23 protein-coding genes are annotated in these 24,324 nt (G+C 72.7%); 10 read left to right on the plus strand and 13 right to left on the minus strand.

Going from position 1 to position 24,324, the window contains the following annotated elements; genetic code table 11:
- Positions 1-12: 12 nt before the first annotated feature.
- Complete coding sequence (locus AB0K65_RS24135) at positions 13-1,863, minus strand: endonuclease/exonuclease/phosphatase family protein (protein WP_365719812.1); 1,851 nt, start codon at positions 1,861-1,863, stop codon at positions 13-15.
- 211 nt (positions 1,864-2,074) lie between these two features.
- Here AB0K65_RS24135 and AB0K65_RS24140 point away from each other — a divergent pair, with 211 nt between their 5' ends.
- The gene (locus tag AB0K65_RS24140) at positions 2,075-3,586 is read left to right on the plus strand and encodes a hypothetical protein (RefSeq protein ID WP_365719814.1); all 1,512 of its coding nucleotides are present in this window, start codon (positions 2,075-2,077) and stop codon (positions 3,584-3,586) included.
- Between the two features lie 144 nt (positions 3,587-3,730).
- Here the strand turns inward: AB0K65_RS24140 and AB0K65_RS24145 are convergent, their stop codons facing one another.
- A complete protein-coding gene (locus AB0K65_RS24145) occupies positions 3,731-4,498 on the minus strand; it encodes an SDR family oxidoreductase (protein ID WP_365719816.1) in 768 nt (255 codons plus the stop codon).
- A 287-nt stretch (positions 4,499-4,785) separates the two neighbouring features.
- Here AB0K65_RS24145 and AB0K65_RS24150 point away from each other — a divergent pair, with 287 nt between their 5' ends.
- Together AB0K65_RS24150 and AB0K65_RS24155 are read left to right on the plus strand one after the other, a co-directional pair.
- Positions 4,786-5,475: a GntR family transcriptional regulator gene (locus AB0K65_RS24150; RefSeq protein WP_365719818.1), complete on the plus strand. Its 690-nt coding sequence runs from the start codon at positions 4,786-4,788 to the stop codon at positions 5,473-5,475.
- Between the two features lie 145 nt (positions 5,476-5,620).
- A complete protein-coding gene (locus AB0K65_RS24155; protein ID WP_365719820.1) occupies positions 5,621-6,637 on the plus strand; it encodes a 1-aminocyclopropane-1-carboxylate deaminase in 1,017 nt (338 codons plus the stop codon).
- A gap of 97 nt (positions 6,638-6,734) precedes the next feature.
- On the opposite strand, the gene AB0K65_RS24160 is transcribed toward AB0K65_RS24155, so the two are convergent.
- From AB0K65_RS24160 to AB0K65_RS24170, 3 genes are all read right to left on the minus strand, one after another.
- Positions 6,735-7,940, minus strand: coding sequence for a TerD family protein (locus AB0K65_RS24160; RefSeq protein WP_365719822.1), 1,206 nt, complete (start codon positions 7,938-7,940; stop codon positions 6,735-6,737).
- A 36-nt stretch (positions 7,941-7,976) separates the two neighbouring features.
- Complete coding sequence (locus tag AB0K65_RS24165) at positions 7,977-8,216, minus strand: hypothetical protein (RefSeq protein ID WP_365719824.1); 240 nt, start codon at positions 8,214-8,216, stop codon at positions 7,977-7,979.
- A gap of 270 nt (positions 8,217-8,486) precedes the next feature.
- Complete coding sequence (locus AB0K65_RS24170) at positions 8,487-9,296, minus strand: NAD(P)-dependent oxidoreductase (RefSeq protein WP_365719826.1); 810 nt, start codon at positions 9,294-9,296, stop codon at positions 8,487-8,489.
- Positions 9,297-9,520: 224 nt separating this feature from the next.
- Here AB0K65_RS24170 and AB0K65_RS24175 point away from each other — a divergent pair, with 224 nt between their 5' ends.
- Positions 9,521-10,450 carry a 5-dehydro-4-deoxyglucarate dehydratase gene (locus tag AB0K65_RS24175; RefSeq protein ID WP_365719828.1) on the plus strand — a complete coding sequence of 310 codons (930 nt, stop codon included), beginning with the start codon at positions 9,521-9,523 and terminating at the stop codon, positions 10,448-10,450.
- A complete protein-coding gene (locus AB0K65_RS24180; RefSeq protein ID WP_365719830.1) occupies positions 10,447-11,580 on the plus strand; it encodes a hypothetical protein in 1,134 nt (377 codons plus the stop codon). The genes AB0K65_RS24175 and AB0K65_RS24180 overlap by 4 nt, the downstream gene beginning before the upstream one ends.
- A 161-nt stretch (positions 11,581-11,741) precedes the next feature.
- Here the strand turns inward: AB0K65_RS24180 and AB0K65_RS24185 are convergent, their stop codons facing one another.
- Positions 11,742-12,164, minus strand: a complete 423-nt coding sequence (locus AB0K65_RS24185) for a hypothetical protein (protein ID WP_365719832.1) — start codon at positions 12,162-12,164, stop codon at positions 11,742-11,744.
- A 44-nt stretch (positions 12,165-12,208) separates the two neighbouring features.
- Here AB0K65_RS24185 and AB0K65_RS24190 point away from each other — a divergent pair, with 44 nt between their 5' ends.
- On the plus strand, positions 12,209-12,766 hold the full coding sequence (locus AB0K65_RS24190) for a GNAT family N-acetyltransferase (RefSeq protein WP_365719834.1): 558 nt from the start codon (positions 12,209-12,211) through the stop codon (positions 12,764-12,766).
- 13 nt (positions 12,767-12,779) lie between these two features.
- Here the strand turns inward: AB0K65_RS24190 and AB0K65_RS24195 are convergent, their stop codons facing one another.
- Positions 12,780-14,228 (minus strand): penicillin-binding transpeptidase domain-containing protein, encoded by a 1,449-nt coding sequence (locus tag AB0K65_RS24195; protein ID WP_365719836.1) that lies wholly within the window; start codon positions 14,226-14,228, stop codon positions 12,780-12,782.
- Between the two features lie 286 nt (positions 14,229-14,514).
- Here AB0K65_RS24195 and AB0K65_RS24200 point away from each other — a divergent pair, with 286 nt between their 5' ends.
- Positions 14,515-15,018 (plus strand): cupin domain-containing protein, encoded by a 504-nt coding sequence (locus AB0K65_RS24200; RefSeq protein ID WP_365719838.1) that lies wholly within the window; start codon positions 14,515-14,517, stop codon positions 15,016-15,018.
- A 126-nt stretch (positions 15,019-15,144) separates the two neighbouring features.
- Here the strand turns inward: AB0K65_RS24200 and AB0K65_RS24205 are convergent, their stop codons facing one another.
- Positions 15,145-15,915: an IclR family transcriptional regulator gene (locus tag AB0K65_RS24205; RefSeq protein ID WP_365719840.1), complete on the minus strand. Its 771-nt coding sequence runs from the start codon at positions 15,913-15,915 to the stop codon at positions 15,145-15,147.
- 118 nt (positions 15,916-16,033) lie between these two features.
- Here AB0K65_RS24205 and AB0K65_RS24210 point away from each other — a divergent pair, with 118 nt between their 5' ends.
- The 3 genes from AB0K65_RS24210 (at position 16,034) to AB0K65_RS24220 (ending at position 19,501) form a co-directional block, all read left to right on the plus strand.
- Positions 16,034-17,530, plus strand: a complete 1,497-nt coding sequence (locus AB0K65_RS24210; protein ID WP_365719842.1) for an aldehyde dehydrogenase (NADP(+)) — start codon at positions 16,034-16,036, stop codon at positions 17,528-17,530.
- Positions 17,531-17,668: 138 nt separating this feature from the next.
- On the plus strand, positions 17,669-18,376 hold the full coding sequence (locus AB0K65_RS24215; RefSeq protein ID WP_365719844.1) for a DsbA family oxidoreductase: 708 nt from the start codon (positions 17,669-17,671) through the stop codon (positions 18,374-18,376).
- Between the two features lie 69 nt (positions 18,377-18,445).
- Entirely contained in the window at positions 18,446-19,501 is a 1,056-nt protein-coding gene (locus AB0K65_RS24220; RefSeq protein WP_365719846.1) for an aminotransferase class V-fold PLP-dependent enzyme, read from the plus strand.
- Positions 19,502-19,595: 94 nt separating this feature from the next.
- On the opposite strand, the gene thpD is transcribed toward AB0K65_RS24220, so the two are convergent.
- The 5 genes from thpD to AB0K65_RS24245 all read right to left on the minus strand — a co-directional run bounded on the left by thpD (position 19,596) and on the right by AB0K65_RS24245 (position 24,212).
- Positions 19,596-20,483: an ectoine hydroxylase gene (thpD, locus tag AB0K65_RS24225; protein WP_365719848.1), complete on the minus strand. Its 888-nt coding sequence runs from the start codon at positions 20,481-20,483 to the stop codon at positions 19,596-19,598.
- A gap of 2 nt (positions 20,484-20,485) precedes the next feature.
- A complete protein-coding gene (locus AB0K65_RS24230; protein WP_365719850.1) occupies positions 20,486-20,884 on the minus strand; it encodes an ectoine synthase in 399 nt (132 codons plus the stop codon).
- Between the two features lie 33 nt (positions 20,885-20,917).
- Positions 20,918-22,240 (minus strand): diaminobutyrate--2-oxoglutarate transaminase, encoded by a 1,323-nt coding sequence (gene ectB / locus AB0K65_RS24235; RefSeq protein ID WP_365719852.1) that lies wholly within the window; start codon positions 22,238-22,240, stop codon positions 20,918-20,920.
- Positions 22,237-22,728 (minus strand): diaminobutyrate acetyltransferase, encoded by a 492-nt coding sequence (ectA, locus tag AB0K65_RS24240; protein WP_365719854.1) that lies wholly within the window; start codon positions 22,726-22,728, stop codon positions 22,237-22,239. The genes ectB and ectA overlap by 4 nt, the downstream gene beginning before the upstream one ends.
- Before the next feature lie 383 nt (positions 22,729-23,111).
- The gene (locus AB0K65_RS24245; RefSeq protein WP_365719985.1) at positions 23,112-24,212 is read right to left on the minus strand and encodes an aminotransferase class V-fold PLP-dependent enzyme; all 1,101 of its coding nucleotides are present in this window, start codon (positions 24,210-24,212) and stop codon (positions 23,112-23,114) included.
- Positions 24,213-24,324 lie beyond the last annotated feature (112 nt).

A 24,324-nucleotide genomic window follows, 5' to 3' on the forward strand; every position in this document is an offset into this window, starting at 1 on the left:
CCCCGCGCGCCGCTACGGGCGGAAGCGCAGGACCTGGGGGTCGTGGTCGCTGTTCTGGTCGGCGAACTCCGCGTTGATGTGGACGCTGTCGTACTCGAAGTGGTGGATCCCCGGGCTGGTCAGGATCTGGTCGAGGACCTGGCTGTTGCCCTGGTAGACGTACGAGTAGCGCTCGCCGCGCGGCAGCGACTTCACGGCGGGGTAGAGCGCCCCGCCGTCCGTCAGCGCCTTCGTGGTCTCGGAGAACTCGAAGTCGTTGATGTCACCGAGGACGAGCACGTCGGCCTGCTTCTCGACGGCGAGGACGTCCTTGACGAAGGCGTTCACGGCCTGCGCCTGGAGCAGGCGCTTGGCCTCGGAGGAGCGGTTCGGGGGCTGGTGGTGCGAGGTGAGGCCCTCGTCGCCGCCCTTCGATCCGAAGTGGTTGGCGATCACGAAGACCGTGCGGCCGCGGAAGGTGAACTCACCCGCCAGCGGCTTGCGGCTGCTCTCCCAGGCCGTGTTCGCCGGGTCGATCCGCCCGGGGGAGAGGGTCAGCGCGGCCCGGCCGCGCTCGCCGCGCACGACACCGGTCGCCGTCGTCGCGTCGCCGCCCGCCCGGTCGGTGAAGGAGACCCGCTCCGGGTTGAAGAGGAAGACCTGACGGATGTTGCCGCCGGGCTCGCCGCCGTCCTTGTTGTTCTCCGGGTCCACGGAGCGCCACTCGTAGGCCGGGCCGCCGGCCGCGACGATCGCGTCCGTGAACTTCTTCAGCGTCTGGCCCGCGGCGACCGTGCCGTCGTTCTTGGCGCCGTTGTCGTCCTGGATCTCCTCCAGGGCGAGGATGTCGGGCGAGGCCAGGTTGTCCACCACGGCCGCGGCCAGCGCGTCGAACTTCTCCTGCGGGTCGGACGGGTCGAGGTTCTCGACGTTGTACGTCGCCACGGCCAGCTCGTTCTTGTGCTGCTTGTCCGTCGTCTCGCGCTCGAGACCGCGGTCGACCACGGTGCCCAGGGTGCGCGCGGTCAGGGTGTAGCCGCCGAACTGGTTGAAGTCCAGGGGGCCCTCGGTGCTGCCGGCGAGGACGTCGCCGACGTTCGCCTTCGGGAAGGGCTTCTCGGCGATCGGGGTCAGCGACTGGATCTGGAGCCGGCCGGTGTTCTGGGCGGTGTACGAGCCGTAGACGGCGCCGCCGCGACGGTTGTCGTTCTCCCAGGGCTTCACCGTCACCCACAGCTCGGCGTACGGGTCGGTGGCGCCGACCACCCGCGAGGTGCCGACGCGGACGTTGGTGCCCTCCAGGGACTCGTAGTAGTCCAGGGCGTACGACTCGGGGGCCAGCGTCAGGCCGTTGATGGACCCGGCGGCGGCCGGGTCGCCCTCGGGGGCGTACGCGTCCGGCACGGAGAAGCCGGAGATCGTCACGGGGGCCGGGACGGCGTTGCCGGAGGAGACCACGGTGACCGTCGGCCGGGTGATCTGGGTGAGCGACTGGTTGCCGGAGTTCAGGCCGCCGGGGACGTACTCGCCGACGGTGCCCGCCACGCTCACCGCGTCGCCGACGGCGACGGTGGGGACGGAGCTGGTGAAGACGAACAGGCCCTCGCTGGTGGCCGGGTCGTCGTCGCCCTGCGGGTCCTGGATCCAGAACCCGCGCGAACCATAGGTGCGCACGCCGGTGACGATGCCCGTGACACCGGTGACCTGGCGGCCGACGAGGGGCGAGATGCGGGTCGTGCCCTGGATGTCGTGGACGCGGACGCCCGCGGCGGTCTGCGCCGGGGTCGTCTCCGCCGAGGCGGAGGAGCCTGCGAGGAGTCCGGCCGCCAGCGCGGCGGACACGACGGCGGCGACGGCCGCGGATCTCGGTATGGAGGAAGGCATCAAGGGGCTCCGGAGGTGCTTGGAGGATCGGTCGATGTATCTACGCGCGTCAATCTCTTGGCTGCGCGCCCCACTTGTCAAGGGTCGACGGGTGTACGAAGGCTGACGGAATCGTGAACCGGATGACCTCGCCGCGATTGCGTCTACCCTGAAGGCCGTCTCTGACCGACTCGGGCCCCCACCCCCCATCGCTTCGAGGAGAAGACCCTTCATGGCATCGGACCGCCCCACCCTGCCGCCCGTTCAGCTGCACTCGGACGCGGAGCTGGCGCGGGACGCCCTGGCCGCCCCCCTGCTCGCCCGCGCCGTGCGGCTCGCCCGCTGGGCCGGGCCGGAGACCAGGGTCGGCGTGGGAGGCGAGCTGCTCGACGAGCAACTGCCCGCGGCCGCCGAGGCGCTGGGGCTGGCGGCGGACGAGAACGGCGCGGCCGAGGCGAGCGAGGCCTGGCGGGTCGCCGTGGACACCGGTCTCGTGGAGACCGACGACGGGGACGCCGCCGGCGACGAGGGCTCCGACGACGGCGCGCACGAAGGGTCCGGCGACGCGGCGGACGACGAGGCGACGGGTGTCGGTACGGTCACCGCGGGCGAGAACCTCGCGCTCCTCACCGGTGGCGGCGCGCCGCTCGACGTCCTCGGCATCTGGCTGGACGCCCTGGACGTGGTCTTCGCCGACGCCACCGCGCCGGTGCTCGAGGACCTCGCGGAGGTCATCGGCGAGGACGGCGAGATCGACTTCGAACTGCTCGACTGGAACCCGGAGGAGGAGGCGGAGTTCCTGGAGGGCGTGCTCGGCAACCTGTACCTGCTGACCGTCAGCGAGGCCGGGGCGGGCGACGGACCCGTACCGCTGCCCGCGCTCGCCGCGTCGATGATCGTGCCGGACGACATGGGCGAACCGACGGACGACGTCCTGGAGCAGGTGTCGGAGGCGATGATGCGTCTCGACGACCAGTTCCGTCTGCTCGAACCGATCGGGCTCGTCGAGTACCAGCCCGTCGACGAGGCGCTGATGGCGGAGGAGGGCGAGGAGCCGGCCCCGCCGGTCGACGAGGAGGACGTCACGCGGTACGGCATGGTGCGCCTGACGCCGCTCGGCCGGTACGGCGTCAGGGCCCGGATGCTGGAGGCGGGCGTGGACGCGCCGGCGGTCGGCGACCTGGCCGACAAGGGCGCCGACGCGCTGCTCGACGGGATCGCGCACTACCCGCTGTCGGCGGCGCGCGCCGAGACGGTGGGATGGCTGGCAGGGAGGGACGCGCTGACGGCGGCGCGCGAGCTGCTCGCGGCCGCGCGGGGCGCGGACGCGGGGTCGCCGCTGCGGCGCCTGCACTGCCAGCAGACCCTGTCCCTGGTCGGCGAGGGGGCCGAGCCCGCGGTCCGCGAGGTGCTGGACGACGCGGAGCTGGGGGGCCTGGCGAGGGTCTGGCTGGCGGAGCGGGGGGCGACCGACATCCCGGCGCCGCCCGAGTCGATGATCTTCTGGCTGGCGATCGACACGATCGCGGCGCAGCTGGAGGCGGACGGCGACCTGGAGGAGCTCCAGGACCTGGCCGAGGGCCTGACCGGCCGTCACAGCGGTTTCTTCGAGGCGGCCTGGCGGGTGGACCACCCGGCGACGGCGGAGGTCCTGGAGGCGCTGGGCCGCCTCCACCGGGACAAGGGCGCGGCGAAGGAGGCCCGCAAGGCCGCCTTCAAGGCGAGGTCCCGCGCGGGGGCATGACGGGGCGAGCGGGCCCGGGCGCCTGACCTGACGGCGCCCCCGGGCGCCCGACGGCGGCCCTGGCCCGGCTCAGGGGCATCGCGCCGGACGACGGTGAGGGCCGGGGCCCGTGGCTCGGGCGCGGGCCCGCTACCGGCGCGCGGGTCAGGTGCGCAGGTGGGAGGCGCCGTTGAGATCGAGGATGGTGCCCGAGGACCACTCCGCGGCCGGGGACGCGAGCCAGAGGACCGCCTCGGCGATCTCGTGGGCCGAGGCGACGCGGTGGAACGGGCTCTGTGCCAGGATGGCCGCCCCCTCCGGGCCCGTGAGGCGGGGGGCGACGCGTTCGGTGGCGAAGAACCCCGGGGCGACGGAGGCGACGCCGATGCCGTGCGGGGCGAGGGAGACCGCGAGCGACTGGCCCAGGGCGTGGACCGCCGCCTTCGTCGCCCCGTACGCCGGGTGGTCGGGCTCTCCCCGGAACGCCCCGCGCGAACCGATGTTGACGATCCGTCCGCCACCGCCCTGCTCGATCATCCGCCGCGCCGCCAGATGACTCAGGTTCGCCGTGGCGAGCAGGTTCACCGAGACGTGTCGCTGCCAGAGTGCCACCCACTCCTCGTACGGCGTCTCCGGCAGCGGGTGCCGGATGTTCACGGCCGCGTTGTTCACCAGCACGTCGATCCCGCCCAGCGCCTCCGCCGCCGAGTCCGCCACCCCCGCCGCCCCCGCCGGCTCCGCCAGGTCGCCGCCCACCAGGGTGTGGCCCGTGCCGTCGAGCGAGTCGAGGGTGGCCCGCGCTTCCTCGGCGCGCGAGCCGTAGTGGACGGCCACCCGGTCGCCGTTGGCGGCGAAGGCCTGGGCCACCGCACGGCCGAGGCCTCGCGACGCACCGCTGATCAGGACCCGTCGACCGGACGCGGGGAAATTCATGGAGGCAGGCCCTTCTGTTCGCCCGGCGTTCGCACGCGCACGGGACCGTGTGCCCCGACGTCCGAGGACCTCGGGGAGACGTACGCCATGCCCCTCCACCGTAGAGAGTCCACCAGGAGGTCCGCCGCCGAGGGTGCCGGTCTCGCGCTCACCGGCACCGCGGGCGCGCTCGCCACCGCCCCGAGGCGGTCGCCGCCGACGAGGCCCCTCCCCGGCCCCGCCGGGGAGTTCGCGGCGGCCCCGTCGACCTGGTCAGGCCCGCTGACTGACACCTAACATGTCAGCCCATGGACGCACTGCGGCCCGTGGGCCGGACGCTTCTGCGTGACCAGGCGTACGAGGCCCTGCGCGACGCCATCGTGCGCGGGGACCTCGCGCCCGGTTCCGTGGTCAAGGACGCCGATCTCGCCGAGCGGCTCGGGCTCTCGCGCGCACCCGTGCGCGAGGCCCTGGCCCGGCTCGCGGACGAAGGGCTCGTGGAGACCAAGCCCCAGAGCTACACCCGGGTCACCCGCCTCGTCAGCCGGGTCGTCCGGGACGCCGCCGCGGTCGTGCGGGTGATGCACGAACTCGCCACCCGCACCGGCGTGCCGCTGCTCGGGCCCGAAGGCATCCGGGCCATGCGCGAGGCCAACGTGCGCTTCGCCGCCGCCGTGCGCTCCGCCGACGTGGAGGCCGCCCTGCGTGCCGACGACGAGCTGCACCAGGTCCTCGTGAGCGCCAGCGGCAACCACGCCGTCGCCGCCACCATCGACCGGTACACCCCGCTGCTGCGCCGCGTCGAGCGCCGCCTCTTCGGCGACACCGGGGCCTGTGGCTCGGCCGCGCTGCACGACCGCCTGATCGCGGCGTGCGCGGCGGGGGACACGGACGAGGCCGTCAGGGTGACGACGGAGATCTGGCGCGCCCTGGAGGAACTCGCCGACGACGCCGCGGACGTGACCGCCGTACGCGGACGCGTACCCCAGCCCCTGTAGTCCGTCCGGCGAAGGTCACGCGCGCCCCGCCCGTCCCACACGCCCCGCAGCGACCTGCCCCGCCCCGCAGCAGCACGTCCCGTCACGCGCAGCACGTCGTACGCCCGCACGTTCCGCACGGCACGTCACGACCCCGGGAGCCGCCATGCCGATCGCCGACTTCGACCGCTATCCCCTGCTGTTCGGTCCTTCCCCGGTCCACCCCCTCGAACGGCTCGGCGACCACCTCGGCGGCGCCACCCTCTGGGCCAAGCGGGAGGACTGCAATTCCGGTGTGGCCTACGGCGGCAACAAGACCCGCAAGTTGGAGTACCTCGTGGCCGACGCCTTGGCGCAGGGCTGCGACACGCTCGTCTCCATCGGCGGGGTGCAGTCCAACCACACCCGCCAGGTCGCCGCCGTCGCCGCCCGCGCCGGGCTGAGGTGCGTGCTGGTCCAGGAGAGCTGGGTGGACTGGCCCGACCCGGTCTACGACAAGGTCGGCAACATCCTCGTCAGCCGCCTCGCGGGCGCCGATGTGCGCCTGGTGAAGGCCGGGTTCGGCATCGGGTTCAAGGAGAGCTGGGAGCTGGCCCTGCGGGAGGTCGAGGAGCGCGGAGGCAAGCCGTACGCCATCCCGGCCGGCGCCTCCGACCATCGCCTCGGCGGGCTCGGCTTCGCCCACTGGGCCTATGAGGTGGCCGAGCAGGAGCGGACGCTGGGGGTCTTCTTCGACACCGTCGTCGTCTGCTCGGTGACCGGCTCCACCCAGGCCGGCATGGTCGCCGGCTTCGCCGCGCTCGCCGAGGAGGGCGGGCCGGCACGCCGGATCATCGGCATCGACGCCTCGGCGAAGCCCGGAGCGACCCACGAGCAGATCACCCGCATCGCCCGGAACACCGCCGCCCTGATCGGTGTCGAGCGGGAGATCACGGCCGCGGACGTCGAGCTGGACGACCGGTATCACGCCGGGGTGTACGGCATCCCCGACGAGGCCACCCTCGACGCGATGCGGCTCGCCGCCCGTACGGAGGGGATGATCACCGACCCCGTCTACGAAGGGAAGTCGATGGCGGGCCTGATCGACCTGGTGACACGGGACGAGATCGGCCGTGACGCGACCGTCCTCTACGCCCACCTCGGCGGTCAGCCCGCCCTCAACGCCTACAGCGCGCTGTTCTGACCGCCGCGCGCACCGTCCACGGCCCGCCGTGGACGGTGCGCGTCGGTTTCCCGGGGGAGCGCGGCGTCTCGTGGTGCTCCGCGGACGGGAGCGTGGTTCAGAGCGCCTGGGCGGCCGGTTTCACCATGCCGCGGACGGTCCGGGACTTCACGAAGTCGCCCAGCGCCGTCATCTCCCACTCACCCGAGAACTGCTTGATGAGCTTGGCCATCATGACGCCGGTCTGCGGCTCGGCGCCGGTCAGGTCGAAGCGGACCAGCTCCTCGCCGGTCGCCGCGTCCATCAGCCGGCAGTACGCCTTGGCGACCTCGGTGAACTTCTGTCCGGAGAACGAGTTCACCGTGAAGACCAGGCCGGTCGCGTCGGCCGGGAGGCGGCCGAGGTCGACGACGATGACCTCGTCGTCGCCGGCTCCCTCACCGGTGAGGTTGTCCCCGGAGTGCTTGATCGAGCCGTTGAGGATGGACAGCTTGCCGAAGTAGCAGCTGTCCAGGTGGTTGCGCTGAGGGCCGTAGGCGATGACCGAGGCGTCGAGGTCGATGTCCTTGCCGCGGTACGCCGGCTCCCAGCCGAGGCCCATCTTGACCTGCGAGAGGAGCGGCCGGCCGCCCTTGACGAGCGAGACGGTCTGGTTCTTCTGGAGGCTGACGCGCCCCTTGTCGAGGTTGATCTTGCCGGGGGCGGCGGGGGGCGCGGGAGGGGCCGCGGCGGCGACGCGGGGGTCGGCGGGGGCGGTCACGGGCGGGGCGACCGGCGGGGCCGGTGGCGCGGCCGGGGCCGCGGCGGCGGGCGCCGCGGGCTCCTCGTCGACGGAGACGCCGAAGTCGGTGGCGATGCCGGCGAGCCCGTCAGCGTAGCCCTGGCCCACGGCCCGCGCCTTCCAGGCGCCGTTGCGCAGATAGATCTCCACGACCACCAGCGCCGTCTCCGTGCCGAGCCGCGGCGGGGTGAAGGTCGCGAGGACGCTGCCGTCGTCGGCGTTGCGGATCGTCGCCGTGGGTTCGATGCCCTGGAAGGACTGGCCCGCCGCGTCGGGGCTCGCGGTGACCACGATCTTCTCGATCCCGGCCGGTACCGCTGCGGTGTCCACGACGATCGCGTCCGGCGCCGCGCCGCCGCCGGAGCGGTATGCCACGCCCGGGCCGGCCGGCTGGTTGTAGAAGATGAAGTCGTCGTCCGAGCGCACCTTGCCCTCGGGAGTGAGCAGCAGGCCCGAGACGTCGAGCCGCACCGGAGCGGCGACGTCCACCGCCACGCGCGCGGCGGAGAGAGGAATGTTCGAGCCGGGGGTCATAGCGGTCATGCCAGGGGTAACGAGCGAGACCGCTTTGCCGTTCCCTTACCTTCCCGCCCTTCGGCCACTTCGGTTACGCGGATGGTCGCGGGCGACGCGTTCGTTGCCGAACTTGTAGGCGCCGGTCCAGCGGGCCATCACCATCTGGGCGTCGCCCGACTCCACCTCCGCCAGGAACCTCTCGGCCCGGCCGCCGCGCAGGGTGCCGGCGGCGCGACCGCGGTGGGTGAGGAGCACCGCGCCGTCCGCGCGCCGCTCGTAGCCGAATCCGAAAGGCTGGGGCATGACGGGCATCCTGCCGGTCGGGGACGGGCCCGTCATGCGCATATCCGTGCGGCTCACCGGTGGGGGTTCCCTACGGCCCGGCCGTACGTGCGGATGCCACCGATGGCGTACGTCCGCGAGGTCCGGCCCCACCGGGTCCACGAGGAGCTGCGGGACGGCGGCCCTGGCGGGCCGGGGCCGGGTGCGCCCTGCATGCCGTGACCGGGGCCCGGCCGGCGCTCCCGCGCATGTCGGACCGGGCCCGCGTGGCCTCCCGCCGTCCGCGTCGGCTCAGGAGGGCCAGCGCGGCGGGTCGGTGCAGAAGTGGCCGCCCAGGTTCGCCTCCGCCGGATCGTCGTCGGCCGGCAGGCCCCGCTCGGCGATGATCCGCTCCGCGAACGGTTCGGAGTCGTCCTGGGGTTCGTACCCGAGCGCCCTGGCGGAGGAGAGGTCCCACCACAGACGGGTGTTGGCGGAGGAGCCGTAGACCACGGTGTGTCCCACCTTCTCTGCGGTGAGGGCCGCGTGCAGCAGTCGGGCGCAGTCCGCCGGGCTCAGCCACATCGACAGCATCCGCACCGAGGTCGGCTCGGGGAAGCACGAGCCGATCCGCACCGAGACGGTCTCGATGCCGTGCGTGTCCCAGTAGAACTGGGCCATGTCCTCGCCGAAGCACTTGGACAGGCCGTAGAAGGTGTCCGGCCGGTGCGGGGTCTCGACCGGGACCAGGGGATCGTCGCCGCGCGGGCGCGGAGTGAACCCCACGGCGTGGTTGCTGGACGCGAAGACGATCCGGCGCACCCCCTCCTCGCGCGCGGCCTCGTAGAGGTGGTGCAGGCCGGTCACGTTGGCGGCCATGACCTTCTCGAAGGTGGACTCCAGGGAGATCCCGGCGAGATGGACGACGGCGTCCACGCCCCGGACGGCCTCCCGCAGCGCCTTGCGGTCGGCGAGGTCGGCGACGATCGCGTCCGGTGCGCCGTCGACGGGCACGACGTCGAGCGGCCGCAGGGTGTATCCGTGGGCGGGCAGCAGCTCCCGCATCAGGGTGCCGACGCCACCGGCGGCGCCGGTGAGCAGGACGGTGCGGGGTGTGGACATGTAGCGGAGTCTCCGTCCATAGATCGCATTCACAACCATGGACACGCTAAGGAGTGCTCCACGGGTCGTCAAGAGTCCATGGCGGACCGTCAAGCGTCCCTGTGGCCAAGGGTCTGCGCCTTGACCGGCGCTCGACGCCTGCCTTAGCGTGAGCTTGTTCATGAATATGGACGATAATCAGAACTGTGCACGACGGTGCACGACGGACTTCCCAGGGAGCGCCCGTGACCTCAGCCCCGCTCGCCGACCGGCTCGACGGCCTGCTGTTCTTCCCCGTCACCGCCTTCGGTCCGGACGGCGCCGTCGACCTCGACCTCTTCCGCGCCCATGTGCGCGCCGGCGTCGAGGCGGGCGCCGCCGCCGTCTTCGCCTGCTGCGGCACCGGCGAGTTCCACGCCCTCACCCCGGAGGAGTTCCGGGCCTGCGTCGCCGCCGCGGTCGAGGAGACCGCGGGCCGGGTCCCCGTCGTGGCCGGCGCCGGCTACGGCACGGCGCTCGCGATCCAGTACGCCCGCCTCGCCGAGGAGGCGGGCGCCGACGGGCTCCTCGCCATGCCCCCGTACCTCGTGGTCGCCGACCAGGAGGGGCTGCTGCGGCACTACTCCGCGCTCGCCGCCGCGACCTCGCTCGACGTCATCGTCTACCAGCGCGACAACGCGATCCTGACCCCGGAGACCGTCGTCGCGCTCGCCCGCCTCGACGGGGTCATCGGCCTCAAGGACGGCCTGGGCGACCTCGACCTCATGCAGCGCATCGTCAGCGCCGTGCGGGCGGAGGGCCTCGACCTGCTCTACTTCAACGGCCTGCCCACCGCCGAACTCACCGGGCTCGCCTACCGGGGCATCGGCGTCACGCTCTACTCCTCCGCCGTCTTCTGCTTCGCCCCCGACATCGCCCTCGCCTTCCATCGCGCCCTCGCGTCCGGCGACGACGCGACCGTGGAACGGCTCATCGACGGCTTCTACCGGCCGCTCGTCGAACTGCGCGCCCAGGGACGCGGCTACGCCGTCTCGCTGGTCAAGGCCGCGGTCCGGATGGGCGGTCTGGACGTGGGGGAGGTGCGGCCGCCGCTGAGCGAGCCGGCGCCCGAGCACCTCAAGGAACTGGCCGCGATCATCGAGCGCGGGCGGGCGCTGCTGGGCGGAGCGTCGTGAGGGCCGGGACGTTCGTCTACCCCTGGGACGTCGTCGGCGACCCGGCGGCGCCGGGCCTGCTCGCGGAGCTGGGCGTCGCGCAGGTGACCCTCGCCTCCGCGTACCACTCCACGCGGGCGCTCACCCCCCGCCACCCGGCGCACCGCGTCGTCACGGCCGAGCACGCCGCCGTGCTCTACCCGCCGGACCCGGCCCGCTGGGCCGGGCGCGACCCGCGGCCGTACCGGGCGGGGGAGTGGGCGCCGGGCGACGCGTACGGAGAGGCCGCCGAGGCGCTCGCGGACGCGGGCCTGGAGGTCCACAGCTGGGTCGTCCTCGCCCACAACTCCCGGCTGGGCGCGGAGCGTCCGGAGACCTCGGTCGTCAACGCGTACGGCGACCGCTACCCCTGGGCGCCGTGCGTCGGCATGCCCGGGGTCCGCGCGTTCCTGGTCGACCTGGCGGCCGAGGCGGCGGTGCGGCCCGGAGCGGCCGGCACCGAGCTGGAGTCCTGCGGCTGGTACGGACTGGCCCACCTCCACGCCCACGACAAGACGGCGGGCGTGCCCCTGGGCGACGCGGAGCAGTACCTCATGTCCCTCTGCTTCTGCGCGTCGTGCAGACAGGGGTACGGGGAGGAGGGCGCGGACCCCGACGCGCTCGCGGCCGCCGTACGGGCGGCCCTGGAGCCGGTGTGGGCCGGGGGGTCCGCCGGGCGGCTCGACCCCGCCGACGCCGACGCCGCCCTGTCGTGGCGCACCCGGACCGCCCGCGCCTTCCAGGAGGCCGCGGTGGACGCCGTCCGGGCGGCCGCCCCGCCCGGCTTCCGCGTCCTGCTCCACGCCGACCCGCTCCCGCACCGCTGCGGAGCCAACGTCGGCACCGACCCGGCCCACGTCCTCGCCCTCGCGGACGGCGTCGTCACCCCGGCCGCCTCGGTCGCGGGCTTCGCCGCGCACGCGGCCCCGGGGACCGTCCTCGCGGCCAACTTCCCGGTCGTCAGGGGCATGGGAGGCTCCCCGGGCACCCTGACCGACGACGCGAAGCGCGCGTCGGACGCCGGGGCCACCGAACTCCGCCTCTACCACGCGGGGCTGGCCTCGGACGCGGACCTCGCGGTGGTACGGGAGGCCCTGCGGGCCCTCGCCTGAGAGGCACGTCCCCGTCCGCGTCACCAAGGGCCGGGGCATCGCGTCCGCCGAGGCGCCCCGTCACCGGCCCGGCGGAGGCCGTCGTCCGTCCCTCCGCCCGCGCCCCGGCCCCGAGGTGCCCGGGGCGCGTCGGACGGAGGCCCGGGCCGTGTCCGGAGCGGTCAGGCCACCGCCTTCTCGCGGCCGCGGTTCTCGTGGCGCAGCGCCGCTCCCGTCACCACGGCGCCCAGGCCCTCCCACAGGCCGACGCCGAGGAAGCCCGCCGGAGCGCGGCCCGCCAGCACCGCCAGGGTGAAGACGGCGCAGGTGAGGAGCCGGAACGGGACCGTCCAGCGGAAGAAGGCCTTCCAGTCGGCGAGGGCGGCCAGGACGTAGTAGACGCCCATGTTCAGCGCCGCCATGGAGGAGGCGGTCATGAAGACCAGGGTGTGGTCCCCGTCCGCGCGTTCCCCGCCGGGTACGGGCGCGAAGCCCATGAGCGTGAGCAGGGCGTCCGGGGAGACGAGACCCACCACCCCCAGGGCCGCGGCGAGCAGCCCGAAGACGGCCATGGTCCAGCCGGACAGGGAACGGGGCAGGCGCATGGGCACGGCGGTGTCCTCCGCGGGATCGAATCTATGCTCGGGTCATGAGTGACCTTGCATATCGTGTCGCGACCCCCGGGGACCAATCGGCCGTGGCCGCGCTCGACGACTCGTTCACGACGGAGCACGTCTACGAAGTCGCCGCCGGAGACGTCGGTTTCGGCCTGCGCATGGTCGCCGTCGACCCGCCGCTGACCAAGGTCTTCCCGGAGGACCCGGAGGACGGGCAGCCCGGCGACGGCGCGGCGGATGAGGCGGACGAGGCGCACGAGATCGTGGCCGTCGACGCCGACGGGACCGTCCGCGGCTGCGTCGCCGTCGCCGTCGAGCGGTGGAACCGCCGCCTCGTCGTCCGGCGGATCACCGTCGACCCCGCCCACCGCGGCTGCGGCATCGGCGGCGAGCTGATGCGCCGCGCCCTGGCGTACGGCCGCGAGCAGGGGGCCCGTACCGCCTGGCTGGAGGTCACCAGCGTCAACGTCCCGGCCGTCCGCGCCTACCGGCGCATGGGGTTCCGGCTCTGCGGTCTGGACACCACGCTCTACACCGGCACCGCGTCCGAGGGCGAGACCGCCCTCTTCATGGCCAGACCGCTGGGCTGAGCGGCCCGCGGGGTCACTTCAGCGCCGCCTTCATCATCTTCTGCGCCACCGGAGCCGCCAGCCCGTTGCCGCTGACCTCCGAGCGCGCCGCGCCCGAATCCTCGATCAGGACGGCGACCGCGACCTCCTTGCCGGTGTCCGCGTCCTTCGCGAAGGACGTGAACCAGGCGTACGGCGTCTTGCTGTTGTTCTCGCCGTGCTGGGCGGTGCCCGTCTTGCCGCCCACCTCCGCGCCGGCGATCGCCGCGTTGGTGCCCGTGCCCTTCTCCACCACGGTCACCATCGCGCTGCGCAGCTGCTCCGCCGTCGACGAGGAGACGATCCGCTCGGTCTTCCCGTCCTCGAAGGACTCCAGGGCGTCCCCGTCGGAGTCGACGACCTCGGAGACCATGTGCGGCGACGCCATGAGCCCGTCGTTGGAGATCGCCGCGGACACCATGGCCATCTGCAGCGGGGTGGCCGTCACGTCGAACTGGCCGATGCCGGTCAACGCCGTCTGCGCCTCGTCCATCCCGGTCGGATACACACTCGGGTAGGCCCGCACGGGCACGTCCTGCTCGGCGTCGCCGAACCCGAACCTCTCCGCCGTCGCCTTCACCTTGTCCTGGCCGAGGTCGACGGCCAGCTTGGCGAAGACGTTGTTGCAGGAGTACCGCAGCGCGGTGCGGATGGTCGCGTTCTCGCACGGCGCGGACGTGTTCTCGTTCTTCAGGACCGTCCGGGTGTCGGGGAGCGTGTACGGGTCGGGGCTCTCGGTCGCCGTGTCCACCGAGCCGTACAGCCCCTCCTCCAGCGCGGCCGCGGCCACGACCAGCTTGAACGTGGATCCGGGCGGAAGCGGCTGCCGCAGGGCACGGTTGACCAGCGGCTTGTCCTCGTCGGTGGTCAGCTCCCGCCAGTCGGAGCCGTCGGTGAGGCCGGCGATCTTGGATGGGTCGTACGAGGGCGTGGACACCAGGCCCAGGATCCGGCCTGTCTCCGGGTCGATGGCGACGGCGGCGCCCTTGTTGTCGCCGAGCGCCTCGTAGCCGGCCTTCTGCACGGCCGGGTCGATCGTGGTCAGGACGTCACCGGGCTCCTGCGCCGTGCCGGTGAGGGCATCCAGCGGATTCTTCAGACGGGTGTCCGTACCGTCCAGGACGTCGGAGTAGATGCCCTCCAGCTGGGTGGAGCCGTACGCCTGCGAGCTGTAGCCGGTCACGGCCGCGTACAGCTCTCCGTCGGTGTAGTCCCGCTTGTACGCGAGGTCGGTGCCCTCCGTCTTCTTCGAACCGGTGACCGGGGATCCGGCCACGATGATGTTGCCGAGCGGCTGCGCGTACTGCGCCATGATGTTCCGCCGGTTGCTCTTGTCGTCCGCGAGGGCCTTGCCTTCGTACGCCTGTATCCAGGTCGCCCGGCCCAGCAGGGCGAGCACCAGGAGCAGCGCGAAGACCGAGGCGCGCCTGATCGTCTTGTTCATCCCATATGCGGGACGAACGAACGGGTGGGGGGCGTTCCGGATGTGTCCGGTTTCTCAGCCAACCTTCATGTGCCCGTCCGGACGGACTCCCCGCCCCCTCGGGGCGCCCCCGAGGCGGGTCGTCACCGTGGTGAGGGGCCCGCTCCCGCCGCCTTCCCCGGGGTGAACCGCCTCCGCCGCGCTGGGAAGCGCCGGCCGCCGGGCTCTCGGAACCGGCGATTGACCGGCCTTTTCGGCCATGGAATGCACCTCCCGCCGGGTCAGTCGGAGACCTAGGGTGATCTTCATGAACGAGATCACCACGCCGAAGCCCTTCGCCCCGCTCCTGACCCGCGCCGCCGACGCCGAGACCACGGCCGACCCGAGCAGCGTGATGACCCTCCTCGCCGACTCCGACACCACCGGCGGCTTGCTCACCAGCTACCGCTCGTCCTTCGCGAAGGGGGCCGTCGGTGCCCCGGCACACTTCCACACCAAGGCCTCGGAGATGTTCTACGTGCTCGGCGGCTCGCTCCAGGTCCTGGTCGGCGAGGAGCTGAGCGTCCTGGAGCGGGGTGACTTCCTCCTCGTGCCGCCGCACACCCCGCACGCCTTCGCGGCGGCGCCGGGCGCCGAGGCCGACGTGCTGTTCGTCTTCACCCCGGGCATGGCCCGCTTCGACTATCTACGGCTGCTCGGCCGGGTGATGCGGGGGGAGGCGGGTTTCGAGGAGATCAGGGAGTCCTCCGAGCGCTTCGACAACCACTACGTCGACAGCCCGGTGTGGCGGAAGGCGCTCGCCGAGCGGTGACGGGCAGCCGAGCCGCGGCCCGCACCGCACCGCACCGCACCTCTCCGCGTCGCCGAGCCGCGGCCCACGGGGCGCCGGGCCCGACCCGCACCGCCGGCCCGGAAGGCAGGCCCGGGGCGGCCCCGGTCAGAGCCTGCGGGTCGCCAGCGTCAGCCGGTCGCGGGCGTCGAACAGCGCGTCCTTGATCATCTGCTCGTGTCCCGGGGTGAGCCGCGCCACCGGAACCGAGCAGCTGATCGCGTCCCGCGCGGGTGTCCGGTACGGGATCGCGATGCCGAAGCAGCGCAGTCCGAGGGTGTTCTCCTCGCGGTCCACCGCGTATCCCTGCTCGCGGATGAGGTGCAGCTCCTCGATCAGCCTCTCGCGGTCGGTGAGGGTGTGTTCGGTCAGCGCCGGCAGCGTCTCCGGCAGCATCTTGCGCACCTGCTCGTCGCTGTGGGTGGCCAGCAGTGCCTTGCCCAGCGAGGTCGAGTGGGCCGGGAGCCGACGGCCGACGCGGGTGAACGGCCGCAGATAGTGCTGGGACTGACGGGTCGCCAGGTAGACGACGTTGGTCCCGTCGAGCCGCGCCAGGTGGATGGTCTCGGTGGTGTCGTCGGAGAGCCGGTCCAGGGTGGGCCGGGCGGCGGCCACCACCTCGTCGCCGTCGATGTACGACGTGCCGACCAGCAGGGCCCGGACGCCGATGCCGTACCGCGTCCCCGTGGAGTCGGTCTCCACCCAGCCGAGCTCGACCAGGGTGCGCAGCAGCATGTAGAGGCTGGACTTGGGGTAGCCGACCGCCTCCTGGACGGCGGCGAGGGAGTGCATCCCGGGCTGCCCGGCGAAATACTCGAGCAGTTCCACCGTCCGTACAGCTGACTTGACCTGTGACCCACCGGTGTCGGCCGTCGACATCACCCTCGCCCCTCTCGCCGCCGCCTCTTGTGGAGACGGCCCGCCCGTCAATAGAGTCCCATTCATCTACAGGAACCGTGTTCAGAATAGCGAACAGGTCGTGAAGAGGGGCGTGTCGGTGGCGGCTGAATCAGTGTGGAGTGTGGACCCCCGGACGGGGAAGCCGCGCGAAGAGGTTGCGGTGGAGGCCACAGCGGCGGAGGTCGACCAGGCGGTACGGGCCGCGCACGCGGTGCGGGACGCGCTCGCCGACCGTACGGCGCGGGCCGCCCTGCTCCGCACCGCCGCGGACCTCCTCGACGAGGCGGCCGCCCACGTCATCGAGGCCGCCGACGCCGAGACCGCCCTCGGGCCGGTCCGGCTGACCGGCGAACTCGCGCGCACCACCGCGCAGTTGCGGTCCTTCGCGGCCGTGGTCGACGAGGGCGCCTTCCTCGACGTGCGGATCGACCTGCCCGATCCGACGACCACCCCGCCCACCCCCGACCTGCGGCGGTGGAAGATCCCGCTCGGCGTCGTCGCCGTCTACGCCGCCAGCAACTTCCCGCTGGCCTTCTCCGTCCCCGGCGGCGACACCGCGAGCGCGCTCGCGGCCGGCTGCCCCGTCGTGGTCAAGGCCCATCCCGACCACCCGGCCACCTCCGAGCTCTGCGCCTCCCTGCTGCGCCGCGCCGCGACCGCGGTCGGGCTGCCGGAGGACGTCGTCGTCCTGGTGCACGGCTTCGACGCCGGAGTGGAGCTGGTCCGCCACCCCCTGGTCGCCGCGGCCGGCTTCACCGGTTCCGTACGGGGCGGGCGGGCGCTCTTCGACGCGGCGGCGGCCCGCCCCGTGCCCATCCCCTTCCACGGCGAACTCGGCTCGCTCAACCCCGTCGTGATCACCGACGCGGCGGCCCGACAGCGGGCCGAGGAGCTCGGAGCGGGCCTCGCCGGCTCCATGACCCTGGGCGCCGGCCAGTTCTGCACCAAGCCCGGCTTCGTCCTGGCTCCCGCGGGCGAGGCCGGCGACGCGATCATCCAAGCGCTCACGGCCGCCGTCAGCGAGACCGAGCCCGGCGTGATGCTCGACCACCGGATGCGCAGCGCCTTCGTCGACGGTGTCCGGGAGCGGGCCGGGCTCCCCGGGGTGGCCGCGCCCCTCACCCCCGGCGCCGGCGGCGAGCACACCGTCAGCGCGGGCGTCCTGACGGTCGAGGCCGGGACCCTGCTGAAGGGCGGGCACGAGCTGCTCCTGGAGGAGTGCTTCGGCCCGGTCACCGTGGTCGCCCGCTACTCCTCCCGCGAGGAGATCAGCGAGATCCTCTCCCGGCTTCCCGGCAACCTCACGGCGACCCTGCAGATGGCGACCGACGACGACCCGGAGGCCCCCGGCCTGCTCGACGAGCTCACGCCGCTGGCCGGACGCGTCCTCGTCAACGGCTGGCCGACGGGCGTGGCGGTGGCGGGCGCCCAGCACCACGGCGGCCCGTACCCGGCCACCACCTCCACCTCCACCTCGGTCGGCGCCACCGCGATCGAACGCTGGCTCCGCCCGGTCACCTACCAGTCGACCCCCCAGCACCTGCTGCCGCCGGAGCTGCGCGACGGCAACCCACTGGGGCTGCCGCGCCGCTGAGGTCCCGGCGGGGCCCGGCGCGCACGGTCCGCCCGTGCGCGCCGGGCCGTTCCGGCCGGAATGAATCCGGCGGACGGGAACGTTCCGACCTGGGAACATCCCACGACACCACCCGCCACCCCGGAGAGAAGCAAGAACATGCGCGTCGAGATCTGGAGCGACATCGCCTGCCCCTGGTGCTACATCGGCAAGGCCCGCTTCGAGAAGGGGCTGGCGGCCTTCGCCCACCGGGACGACGTCGAGGTGGTGCACCGCTCCTTCGAGCTCGACCCGAACCGGTCCCAGGGCGACACGGCGCCGGTGATCGACATGCTCGCCGCGAAGTACGGCCGCACCCTGGAGGAGGCCCGCGCCATGGAGGCCCACGTCGCCTCCACCGCGCACTCCGAGGGCCTCGCCTACCGCACCGAGGGCCGCGACCACGGCAGCACCTTCGACATCCACCGGCTGCTGCACCTGGCCAAGGTCCGCGGCCGGCAGGACGAGCTGCTCGACCTCGCCTATCGCGCCAACTTCGGCGAGGAGCGGTCCGTCTTCGACGCCGAGACCCTGGTGGCGCTCGCCGTGGAGGCCGGTCTGGACGGGACCGAGGCGCGCGCGGTCCTCGCCGACGCGAGCGCGTACGCCGACGAGGTGCGGGCGGACGAGCGGGAAGCGGCCGAACTCGGCGCGAACGGCGTGCCGTTCTTCGTCCTCGACCGCCGCTACGGCATCTCCGGCGGACAGCCCGCGGAGGTCTTCACCCGGGCCCTGGAGCAGGCGTGGGACGGCCGGGTGCCGCAGCCGGCCGGCGGCCCCGCCGCCGACGGCGCCGCCTGTGACGTCGACGGAGAGTGTGACGTATAAGCGACGCTTGGGTTTTCCCTCCGATCTCTCGTCATTGACGTGAGGTCGGGGGGAATCCAGGCTGGTCCCATGGAAACCCTGGACCCTCTCGGCGGAGCCGAGTTCGCGCCGAAGCAGACCTACCTCAACACCTCCGCCTGCGCGCTGCTGCCCCGGCGGACCATCGAGGCGATCACCGTACTCGCCGAGGAGACCGCGGCCGGGCGCCCCGACGGCGCCGGGAGCTTCGACGTCGTCGACGAGGCCCGGGCCGCCTTCGCCCGCCTGGCCGCCGTCGGGCCGGACCGGGTCGCCGTGGGCAGCTCGGTCTCCGTCCACATCGGCATGATCGCCCAGTCGATGCCGGCCGGCGCGGAGATCCTCTTTCCCGAGGGCGACTTCAGCTCCCTGATCACCCCGTTCACCGTCCGAGGCGACCTCAAGACGCGGTTCGTGCCCCTGGAGCGGCTCGCGGAGTCCGTCCGGCCGGAGACCACGCTCGTCGCCTTCTCCTGCGTGCAGTCGGCGGACGGCCGCACGGCCGACACGGCGGCGATCCGGGCGGCGGCCGCCGCCCACGGCGCCCGCACCCTGCTGGACGCCACCCAGTCGGCCGGCTGGCTGCCGTTGCGGGCGGGGGACTGGGACTACACCGTGGCGGGCGGGTACAAGTACCTGCTCTGCCCGCGCGGGGCGTCCTTCCTCACCGTCACGGAGGAGGCGCAGGACTCGCTGCTGCCGATCCACGCCGGCTGGGTCACCGGCGAGGAGCTGTGGGCCAACAGCTACGGTCCGGTCCGTGAACTGGCCCGCTCCGCCCGGCGGTTCGACGAGCCGGCGGCCTTTCTCTCGTACCACGGCGCCGCCCGTTCGCTGGCGCTGCTCGAGGAGGTCGGCATCGAGCGGATCGAGGCGCACAACAAGGCGCTCGGTGCCCGCTTCCGGGACGGGCTCACCGCTCTCGGGCACACGCCCGTGCCGGACGAATCCGGCATCGTCGCCGTCCCCGGCCTCGGCGAACGGCAGGCCGCACTGAGCGAGGCCGGCGTGCTGACGTCCGCCCGCGCGGGCAACCTGCGCGTCTCCTTCCACCTCTACAACGGCTCGGCGGACGTGGACCGCGCCCTGGAGGTCATCGGCGGCTGACCGCCGGCGGGGCCGGACGCGCGGACGCCCCCGGACGCCAGGCCATGCCTGATGTCCGGGGGCGTCCGCGGTCGTCACCCGGGGCCCGCGCCCGTCACCGTACGGGCGTGAAGTCCCTCGCGCCGATGAACTCCGGTCGTCGCACCGGCGCGGCGAACGGCTCGCCGGCCGTGTTCTCCACGCTGTTGAAGACGATGAAGACGTTGCTGCGCGGATACGGCGTGATGTTGTCGCCCGAGCCGTGCATGGCGTTGCAGTCGAACCACGTCGCCGAGCCCGCGCGGCCGGTGAACAGCCGGATGCCGTGCGCGTCCGCCATGCGGGTCAGCGCCTCGTCGGACGGCGTCCCCGCGTCCTGCATCTGGAGCGAACGCTTGTAGTTGTCCTTCGGGGTGGCGCCCTCGCAGCCGAGGAACGTCCGGTGCGAGCCCGGCATGATCATCAGGCCGCCGTTGGTGTCGTGGTTCTCGGTCAGCGCGATCGACACCGACACGGTCCGCATCCTCGGCAGCCCGTCCTCGGCGTGCCAGGTCTCGAAGTCCGAGTGCCAGTAGAACCCGGAAGCGCCGAAGCCCGGCTTCACGTTGATCCGCGACTGGTGGACGTACACGTCCGAGCCGAGGATCTCACGGGCCCGGCCCACCACGCGCTCGTCCCGCACGAGCCGCGCGAAGACCTCGCTGATCCGGTGGACCTCGAAGACCGACCGGACGGACCCGGACTTCGGCTCCACGATCGAGCGCTCGTCCTCGCGGACGGCCGGGTCGGCGATCAGCCGGTCGAGCTCGCCCTTGTAGACCGCCACCTCGTCGTCGGTCAGCAGGTCCGGCTGGGCGAGGAAGCCGTCCCGCTCGTACGACTCCAGGCCGGGGCCGCCCCGTCCCCACACCACCGGGTCACGCCGGGGCGTGAGGACCTCGGCGGCGCCGCGGGTCGGGTAGAGGTCGGTCGTGTTCGTGCTGTCGGTGAGTACGTCGGTCATGATCAGGCCTCCTCCGTGAGCAGGGGGTACACCCCGTTCTCGTCGTGGTCCTCCCGTCCGGTGACGGGCGGGTTGAAGACGCAGACGCACCGGAAGTCGGTCTTCGGGCGCATCGTGTGGCGCTCGTGGCCGTCGAGCAGGTACATGGTGCCGGGCTCGATCCAGTGCGTCTCGCCGGTCTCGTCGTTCGTCAGCTCGGCCTCGCCCTCCACGCACAGGACGGCCTCGATGTGGTTGGCGTACCACATGGACGTCTCGGTGCCCGCGTACAGAACGGTCTCGTGGAGCGAGAAGCCGACCTTCTCCTTGGCGAGGACGATCCGCTTGCTCTCCCAGGTGCCGGACGCGGCCCTGACATGGCGGTCGGTGTTCTCGATGTCCTTGAACGATCGGACGATCACGGTGGGTGCAACTCCTCAGGGTGTACGGGTGGATCAGGCGGTCTCGTGGACCGCGCGGGACAGCGTGCGCAGCCCCTCGTCCAGCTCGTCGGGCGAGATGGTGAGCGGCGGCAGCAGCTTGACGACCTGGCTGTCGGGGCCCGAGGTCTCCAGCAGCAGCCCCAGCTCGAAGGCGCGCGCGCAGACCTTCGACGCCCGCGTGCGGTCGGCGAACTCCAGGCCCCACACGAGGCCACGGCCGCGGTAGTGGGCGCCGTCGGCGGAGTTCTCCTCGCAGAGGGCGAGGAGCGCCTGCTCGACCTGCTCGCCGCGCGCCGTCGTCTGCTTCTCCATCTGGCCGTCGGCCCAGTAGGCGTTCAGCGCCGCCGTGGCGGTGACGAAGGCGGGGTTGTTGCCGCGGAACGTGCCGTTGTGCTCGCCCGGCTCCCACACGTCCAGCTCCGGCCGGAACAGGCACAGCGACATGGGCAGGCCGTACCCGCTGATCGACTTCGACAGGGTGACGATGTCCGGGGTGATGCCGGCCTCCTCGAAGGAGAAGAACGCGCCGGTCCGCCCGCAGCCCATCTGGATGTCGTCGACGATCAGCAGCATGTCCTGGCGGCGGCACAGGTCGGCGAGCGCCCGCAGCCACTCGGCCCTGGCGACGTTGATGCCGCCCTCGCCCTGCACGGTCTCCACGATCACGGCGGCGGGCTTGTTGAGTCCGGAGCCCTGGTCGTCGAGCAGCCGCTCGAACCAGAGGAAGTCCGGGAGCTGGCCGTCGAGGTAGTTGTCGAACGGCATCGGGGTGCCGTGCACCAGCGGGATACCGGCGCCGGCCCGCTTGAAGGCGTTGCCGGTGACGGCGAGCGAGCCGAGCGACATGCCGTGGAAGGCGTTGGTGAAGGAGACCACGGATTCGCGGCCCTTCACCTTGCGGGCCAGCTTCAGTGCGGATTCCACCGCGTTGGTGCCGGTCGGTCCCGGGAACATCACCTTGTACGGCAGCGAGCGGGGCTCGAGGACGACCTCCTTGAAGGTCTCCAGGAAGCCTCGCTTGGCGGTGGTCGCCATGTCGAGACCGTGCGTGATGCCGTCGCGTTCCAGATAGTCGATGAGGGCCCGTTTCAGCACGGGGTTGTTGTGGCCGTAGTTGAGCGAACCGGCCCCCGCGAAGAAGTCGAGGTAGGTGTGCCCGTCCTCGTCGACGAGGTGGGCGCCCTGGGCGCGGTCGAACACGGTGGGCCAGCCGCGGCAGTAGCTGCGCACCTCCGACTCCAGGCTTTCGAAGACGCTGAGGGCGGAGTCGGCGCCGTCATAGGCCGCTCGGCCGAGGGCGGTGGGGGCCGGGTGCGCGGGCGGGGTGATGGTCACAGCGATTCTCCTGTGGGCTGGAAGGGGCCGATGCGGTACAGGACTTCGGGCTGGTGGGCGGCGCCGTCGGGGAACAGCCCCCCGTCGAAGAGGACCTCGCGCTCCAGGCGGAGCCCGTGGCGCCGGGCGTAGGAGGTGAAGAGCCGGTCGGAGGCCGTGTTGTCCGGGGTGACGGTCGTCTCGACGGCGTCGGGCGCGATCCGCGCGGTCAGCGCGTCGAGGAGCACCCCGGCGAGGCCCCGTCCCTGGTGCCCGTCGCCGACGGCGATCTGCCAGACGACGAGGGTGCCGGGACGGTCGGGCCGCAGGTATCCGGTGACGAAGGCGATCGGCTCCCCGTCGGCGTCGCGTGCGACCAAGGACGTGGCCGCGAAGTCGCGACACCACAGCAGATAGCTGTACGAGGAGTTCAGGTCCAGTACCTCGGAATCGCGGGCGATACGCCAGATCGCGGCTCCGTCCTCTACTCGTGGGCTTTCTACGGTCATGGCTGCTTGTGCGGCGGTCATGCAGAGGGAATTTACCCAGCGAAATTCTCGATTGCACCTCCCGCAGGGGTGGGCAAAGCGCGTGGAGCATGTTATTCGCGCGAGCGCGAGAACGGTCCTATTTGCCCGTAAATACCCCCGCAAATCGGGCGCGATGTGGAGTCCGTCACAACATCAACAACCTCGGGAAAGGCTGATGAAACTCCCGAGTTTGCGGTCGCGGATTTGGGGCATAAGAATCCGGTGACGTAAAGGCGTATTGAAAGGGAATTCGCTTGCGCGGTATGCGCCCGCTTTTCTCTTCGGAAATGCGAAATGCCGCGGCCGGGAACCCGGTCGCGGCATTTCGCGGGCCCGGCCCGCGCTCGGGCCGGACGTGTCGGCTACGCCCAGACCTCCGTGACCGCGCGCAGCGCGGCCCGCGGATCGGCCGTCCGGCCCGTCGCGTCGAGCGCGGTGCCCAGCGCCTCGAGCGAGGAGCGCACCACGTCCCGGTTCGCGGCCGCGCCGTAGTGGTTGACCCGGATCATCTCCTTGGCCAGCGCGCCCCCGCCCGCGATCAGCGGCAGCGACGGATCCACGGCCAGCGCCCGGGCCACCAGCTCGGAGGCGTCCACACCCGCGGGGGACCGCAGCGTCGTCGCGACCGGGGCCGCGTCCGCCGCCTCGTACACATACGGCTCCAGGCCCCCGCCCAGCGCCAGCGCGCCCGCGCGGGTAGCCGCCGCCGCGGCCGCGTGGCGCGCCATGAGGGCGTCCAGGCCCTCGGCCTCGATCCGCTCCAGGCACGCCTCCAGGGCCAGCATCTCCAGCTGCGCCGGCGCGTGCGGCAGCGCCCTGCGGCCGCCGTCGATCCAGCGCTCCTTCCAGTCGAGGAGGGAGAGGTACGAGCGGCGCGGAGCCCGCGGGTTCGCGGCGAACCGCTCCCAGGCCCGCTCGCTGACCGAGACGACCGACACGCCGGCCGGACCGCCCATCGCCTTCTGCGCGCCGATGATGCACATGTCGACGCCCCAGGCGTCGGGCAGCACCGGCTCGGCGCCGATCGACGCCACCGCGTCCAGGTAGAACAGCGCCCCGTGCGCCCGTACGACCTCGCCGATCTCCGCCACCGGGTTGGTGTTGCCGGTGGCCGCCTCCGCGTGGACCAGCGAGACGAAGTCGATCTCCGGGTGCTCGGCGAGCGCCCCTTCCACCTGCGCGGCCGTCACCGCCGTGTGGAAGGGCACCGCCAGGTCCACGACGGTCGCGCCGCAGTCCCGCAGCCAGTCGCCGAAGGTCTGCCCGTAGGGGCCGGTGACGACGTTCAGCGCGGTCGAGCCGGGCCGCGCGCCGCTGCGGATGCAGCCCTCCAGGGGGAGCAGCGCCTCGCCCTGGGTGATCACCACGTCCTGCTCGGTGGAGAGCAGCGCGGCGACCCGCCGCTCGATGGACGCGAAGTGCGCGGCGGTCAGCGGGGCCAGGTCCAGGAACGGGTGTGTCACGGTCACGGCGGTGCCTTCTTCGACTCAGTTCGACGCAGGTGGAGCTTCGGCCCAGCGTACCGAGAGGGCCCCGGGCGCCGGGGTCCGCGCCGGGCCGGCGCGGGGCGGGAGC

The organism is Streptomyces sp. NPDC053755 (genome assembly GCF_040677675.1).
GTDB lineage: Bacteria > Actinomycetota > Actinomycetes > Streptomycetales > Streptomycetaceae > Streptomyces.